We start from the raw sequence: 6,063 nt of genomic DNA on the forward strand, positions 1-6,063 counted from the left end.
GGACTTAAAACGTTTTACTTCTAGTCCTAGAGGTCCAAAAAAACCACAGCCTCAATGACTCATTTAAATTTAGATTATACTGTCCTTCAATAATACCAATTAATTGATTTTCTCCTGAATTATTGAAGTAAATACCCGTACCGGAAGGTAAGCCTTGAGGAGTTGAGCCAAGGCTATATTTATCGAGAATGCCAGATAGTTGAATTTGGTCGTTAATGGGGTCAAAGTTTTGAATTAAAATAGGATATTGCAGATTAGAATTACTCTGATTATTTCCTAAGTTAAATAGTTCTGAATTATCAGTACCAACAAGAGCTTGACTCATATTAATACCAGTTGAATGAACAATTTTTTGTTGTATAAACTCTGATGACCATTTAATACCATTGGCAAAAACAAATTCCTCAATTTTCCCATTTTCATTAAATTGTTGATTGATGATAATACTATCAGATTGATTATTAGTGAAGGTAATTTTGAGATTTTCTGGCTGATTACTCACTTTTGACAATAGTACATTACTGGGTAAGATTCCTTCACCAAAAATTAATTGATCATTATTACTTGGACTATTATCAAAAATCAAATCATTACCACTACCGTAAGCAAAGAAGTATAGATCATTCCCATTTCCTCCTTCTAATAAATCTTTTCCGGTTTCAGTCGTATTCTCTGCAATGTTATTGTTTAAAGATTCATTGGTAAAACGACCAGATAGAAAATCATCTCCGTCTCCCCCTTGAATTAGATCAATACCTGCCCCTCCTACTAGATAATCATTACCGTTACCTCCATAAATAATCACATCTTGTTGACCTGAATTAGTAATATGATCATTGCCATCGTGACTAAAGATAAATTCTGCATTAATTTGATTTAGGTCAAGGGTTATAGAGTCAGAAGTAGAAACAAAAATAGCATCAAGTCCTTCTCCTGCATTAATAACTTGATCTTCTGCATCAATCAATAGGACATCATTACCTTTCCCGCCTTGTAATTTATCCGCACCTAAACCACCAATTAAAAAGTCATTATTATCACCACCTATTAAGGTGTCATTGCCATTTCCTCCATCAACAAATATAGCTTCTGTGCCTGATGTGTATAAGGTATCGCTACCATCATTTCCGATGACAATTGTGGCTTGATATTGATGCAAATCAAGAACATAATCTTGAGATTTTTCTAATACAAGTAAAGAATGTAACCGTTCAGGGGGGGGTGTAAAGAAGAAGAAAAATTACCCCCAAAATCAAGCAATAAAATTAAGCAGCTTTTAAAAAATTAGAATCATCAGCATCAGCAGTAACTTGTGGAAGCAAAGAAGGTGCAGTTTTCCTATCACGAGCAGCAACAACAGCCTGAGTCATAAACTCCAAAACATTGCGCTTTTGGGATTTGAGCGTTGTTACAACAGTGAGCATCCGAGCCACAAAAATACTACCAGCTTGAGTTTGAGAACCAAAGCTAGTCCGTCGCCAAATAACAGCAGGGCGAATAGCCCTTTCAGCAGCATTATTAGTAGGTTCGACACCAACAGTTGTCACAAATAACCACATCGCCGACTCAACTTTGAGTAATTGACGACAAGTGCGGACAGTTTTTGCTAAAGGTGTTTTTTCCCGACTGGTAATCTCATAACCGTCAGCTTCTTGTAAAGTTGCTCTGATAGATGAGCGAATCTCCTCAACCAACTCCACAAAATCTGCACGAGATAAAGTCCCATCTCGGACTCGATGCCAAAGTTCAAACAACTTCTCTTGTTGTTTCACCAGTGCAGTTCCCAATTCTGCGGAAACTCCAGTCCGTTCTGATATTTTAATAAATTCCCGTCGCAGATGCGCCCAACATAGTTGCCGACGTTCCAAGTCTACCCAGTTGTAAGCACCATGACGGTCGGAGTTTAAAATTCCACTGAAGTTTTCACCCAATAAATTCTTTGCGCTTTGGGTACAACGGGTCAGGGCTATTTCAAAAAATGTTACTAGGGGTGTGACTGCAACCCATAACCAGGCTTTTCTCTGTTCAGGATTGAGACCATCAATATTTCGTTGATTGAAGCTGGTTTCATCTGCTCCAACGACGTTTGCATTTTGGATATACAGTTTGGCTTCATCTACACTACTTCCTACGGCGTTACTCGCTTCCATTCGTAGTTTGTTAATGCTTGCCAATGATATTGAGATTCCAAATACTTCTTGCATGGCACTTTTTACCATTCTTTGACTGTGGCGATATACTCCACTTAGCAATGCCACTAGTGCTACTACTCTTACTCCGTAGCCGCTTGGGTTCACATCTTCTGGTAATACTGCACGAGTTTTAGTACCACATCCATTACAGGTCAACTGATGTAGACGATGTTCTATGACTATGGGATTGATGGGTGGAATTTCTACTCTCTGGTGACGATAGGGGTTTGTATCAACTCCAGTCAGGGCTGCTCCACAATTGGTACATTCTTCTGGATGATGTTCTTTTACTTCCTTGCATTCTTCTATGGGGTATAAGTCCCGACTATTTCCTTTATGACCTGGTTGACCCCCTCGTTTTTTACCACTTTTTGTCTTTTGTGGCTTTTTTCCAAATCCCAGTGGGTCACTTGAGGGTGGTGATGATGAGTTAACGGAAGTCCGATTAACTTTTTCTAATAATTGTTCTTGTACACTCAGGACTTCTGCTAGTTTCTTTTCCTGTTGTTCTATTTGCTGCGCCATTTCCTCCACCAGTTTTTTGACGCTGGTTGGAGTCTTTCCCCAATCTTCCTGGGATATCTGCTCTAAGTGATTGACGCGCTTTTGTTCCATGTTATTTAATTTATCAGATTTTGGGCAGAATTTTTTCCTATCTCTTTTCTACCCCCTGAACGGTTACTAAAGAATTAGCTAAATTTTCTAATTGGATTTGTATTATACCATCAAGATTATTGGTAAGAATGCCAAGTTTTTCTACTAATAATCCCGCATCCCCTAATAATCCTAAGTTGCCGTTACTATTGGTATAACTACTAACACGAAGGATTTTATTTCCTTCATATTCAGTATTAACTGTAATATTTTGCAAATTAATAGAAGTAATACCTGCACTCTCAAGATTAGAAAGTTCATTACTTTCAGAAATGCCATTTTGATTGAGGTCTTGCCAGATTAAGATTTCACTAAATCGTGTATCTTGGCTACTAATGATGCTGTCTTTATTACTATCAAATGTGGCTAATGCTTGAAGACCAGAATTAAATTTATTTCCGCCGAATTTTTCGGAGAATATTTCTTCAATACTGTTGATAGTGCCATCGAGATTAATATCAACGGTTAAAATACCATCTTTTGCGCTAACCCAACCTGTATTTTCAGTATAGCCATCTCCATCCATATCAAAGAAAATGTTAGAATCATCAAGGCTAATTAATTTAATGCCATCATTGTTTAAATCGAGGATTACGGGATCTATTCTTTCTAAAAGTCCTGAATTTGAATTAAGGAAAAATTCTTCTCTCTTTTCTTTTGTCCAGAAAATTTCATCTGAATTATTTATCAAGATTGAATTATTTACCAAATAGTCTATATTTCTTTCTAGCCAGTGATATATATTATCATCTACTGAAGACCAAAGTAATGATCCACCTAAGATTACTCCTCCTATAATTAATGCGGCACCACCAATTTCTACTGTTACTCCTGCTACTATCAAAAGTTCAACAATTTCTGTTCCAATTGCTGTTCCACCCAATGCAATCCCTTCTCCTGCACCAAAATCAAAAGTAAAACGTCCCCAATTAAATCCTTTTTCTTTGGAATAATAATCTTCCGAGGCTAATTGAATGGCGACTCCTATCAGTTTATTGGTTTTTCCGAGAATGCCTATTGAGTCTGCTAATTCATCACCATTTTTTTTCAGTAATTTTTTAAAATATTCTTCTAAAGCAGCCGTTTTACCAGACCAATAAGCACCCGGTACGTCAGTAAGTTGTAATGAATCAGGATAACCGTAAAACTCGACTATATTTTCAGCTATATTATCAATAGAAACAATATCAGCCGCAATACTATCAATATATTCTTCTAACCAATCTTGATAGATGGAAGATGAATCTTGATTTACTCCGTTATCATTGTTTGGTTTCGTTATTATACCACTTATTGAAATTACCTTCCCTTCTGGGTCTTTGGTAATAAAAAAGATGTTAGTTTCTGGATTGGTAATAATATTACCATTTGCATCTAGTCCATTGGTTTCTGAAATGGGTATCAAATTACCTTGAGAATCGTAGTAATATTGGTTCAGTGGTTGTTCCTGTAAATCAAGATTTTGATTGCCAGTATTACTATTTTGATTGTTATCTGCTGAAGAATTATTGCTTGAAGTAGTATCACTCGGCGAAGTAACTGATGAATCTGAATTGCTGTTATCGCTATTTACTGGTGGTTGTTCACTATTATCATCTGTAATATGACCATCACTATTATTTCCAGTAATTTCATTATCGGTCAAATTAGAACCATCGGAATTTAATAAATCTTCTGAAGGATCTGGACTATTATCATTAATATTTGTTGTCTCACTATCTTCTACTGGATGAGTATTAGGTTCACATTCACAGTTATTTAGATGATTATTTACAAAGTCTCTGAGTTCATCATCCCAGATATTTAAACCTGATGTTACAGCAGAAATCCAAGTCGCAATATCATCCGATGCGATCGCATTAGAAATTACAGAAACAGTTTCAAAAATATTTAAGAATTGATCCAGAGGAATTTCATTAAAGACTTGTCCTAATCCGGTTCTTGACAAATTAGATAGTTCGTTACCAAAATTATGACTAATAACTGTGGCAATTTGTCCTAAATAACTTAAACCTCCTAAAATATCACCATTTTCAATAGTTTGAATAGCAAAATATGTAGGATTAGCAATTTGACCTGCCGTCAATAACAATCTCACCGGATCAAAAAGACCATTAGCACTACTAATTAAGGCAGGATTCACCGTTGCAATGATATTAGCTACTCCTTGAACTACATTCAGCACTCCTAAGATAGATTGATCAGATTCAAATGCTAAATAAGAGCTATAGGCTGTACCAATAACTTGTTTAGAAACTTTGAGAGCTTGAATAATTGTCTCTGAACCCGGAGGTAAAACAGCAATACCAAAAGTAGCAATGGTCATTGTGGTTTGATAAATCGCTCCTAACCAATCTCCTTGAATTGCACTCTGAATCGCTCCAATTGCTCCACTAGCTGCAATTAATGAGCTACCAATGATATTAAGAGTGGAGGTTGCGGCTCCAATTGCTCCACTGATTGCTGGAGCTAAAAGACCTGTTAAAACTGTTCCTACTAAAGCTAAAGCAGAGGCCGCCAGGGGAAACGCATCTTATCAATAAGGACAATTGAATCTCAATAACGACCTATAAATTCGCATTAATGCCTCCTTATTGACAATACTTTAATCAATCACCATGACTCCAAAAAAATCAATCAAACGATAAATTAAGATTTCTTCGTTGATACATCAAAATTGTATTTTGTCAAGATAATTTAGATGCGTTTCCCCTGGTGTCGGTAGAGTCACTCATTTACTTATCCGAATGGGGATTCTATTCTTCAACGTCAAATTTTTGGATGTAGAATACAACTTAGAGATAAGTTAAAGATAACTGAAAGATAACCTTGTTAACTTTCTCTACTGTTTTTATTTACTAGTTTTTAATAAACTTAGAATATATTGTGTTTTGGACTACTAAAATTAATATTTTTTTATATTCTTGTCAGATTTGTTGACAAACCCTACCTTGTTATGTGTATTATTCTCATGAGATGAAAATAATGTTTCCTCTAAATAATGTTTCCTCTAAAAACAATTTTTTTAGATACACGCAACCTTGATTTAAGTGAATCTGTAAAAGCCGTAAAAGCCGTAAAAACCAGGTTTTTGCACTATTCATTTAATAAAAAGCATAAGTAACAATTTTAAGTAATTCATACAAGTTACTTAATCAAGTTTTCTATAGGCTAATTATTTAAACTTGCTTAACCTAATATCAATTGCTTAACTGGA

The 6,063-nt window shown here is 35.6% G+C and carries 3 protein-coding genes; all 3 read right to left on the bottom strand.

What is annotated here, in order from left to right:
• Nucleotides 1-4: 4 nt before the first annotated feature.
• Nucleotides 5-1,159 carry a calcium-binding protein gene (locus VB713_RS08040; RefSeq protein WP_323311042.1) on the bottom strand — a complete coding sequence of 385 codons (1,155 nt, stop codon included), beginning with the start codon at nucleotides 1,157-1,159 and terminating at the stop codon, nucleotides 5-7.
• Between the two features lie 106 nt (nucleotides 1,160-1,265).
• Entirely contained in the window at nucleotides 1,266-2,807 is a 1,542-nt protein-coding gene (gene tnpC, locus VB713_RS08045) for an IS66 family transposase (RefSeq protein ID WP_323311043.1), read from the bottom strand.
• A 37-nt stretch (nucleotides 2,808-2,844) separates the two neighbouring features.
• Complete coding sequence (locus VB713_RS08050; RefSeq protein ID WP_323311044.1) at nucleotides 2,845-5,172, bottom strand: hypothetical protein; 2,328 nt, start codon at nucleotides 5,170-5,172, stop codon at nucleotides 2,845-2,847.
• Nucleotides 5,173-6,063: the final 891 nt, after the last annotated feature.

The sequence above is a fragment of the Anabaena cylindrica UHCC 0172 genome, assembly GCF_034931625.1.
GTDB lineage: Bacteria > Cyanobacteriota > Cyanobacteriia > Cyanobacteriales > Nostocaceae > Anabaena > Anabaena cylindrica_A.

Coding starts and splice junctions, on each gene's coding strand:
- VB713_RS08050 (WP_323311044.1), bottom strand. CDS start 5,172: ATGACCATTGCTACTTTTGGTATTGCTGTTTTACCTCCGGGTTCAGAG.
- tnpC (WP_323311043.1), bottom strand. CDS start 2,807: ATGGAACAAAAGCGCGTCAATCACTTAGAGCAGATATCCCAGGAAGAT.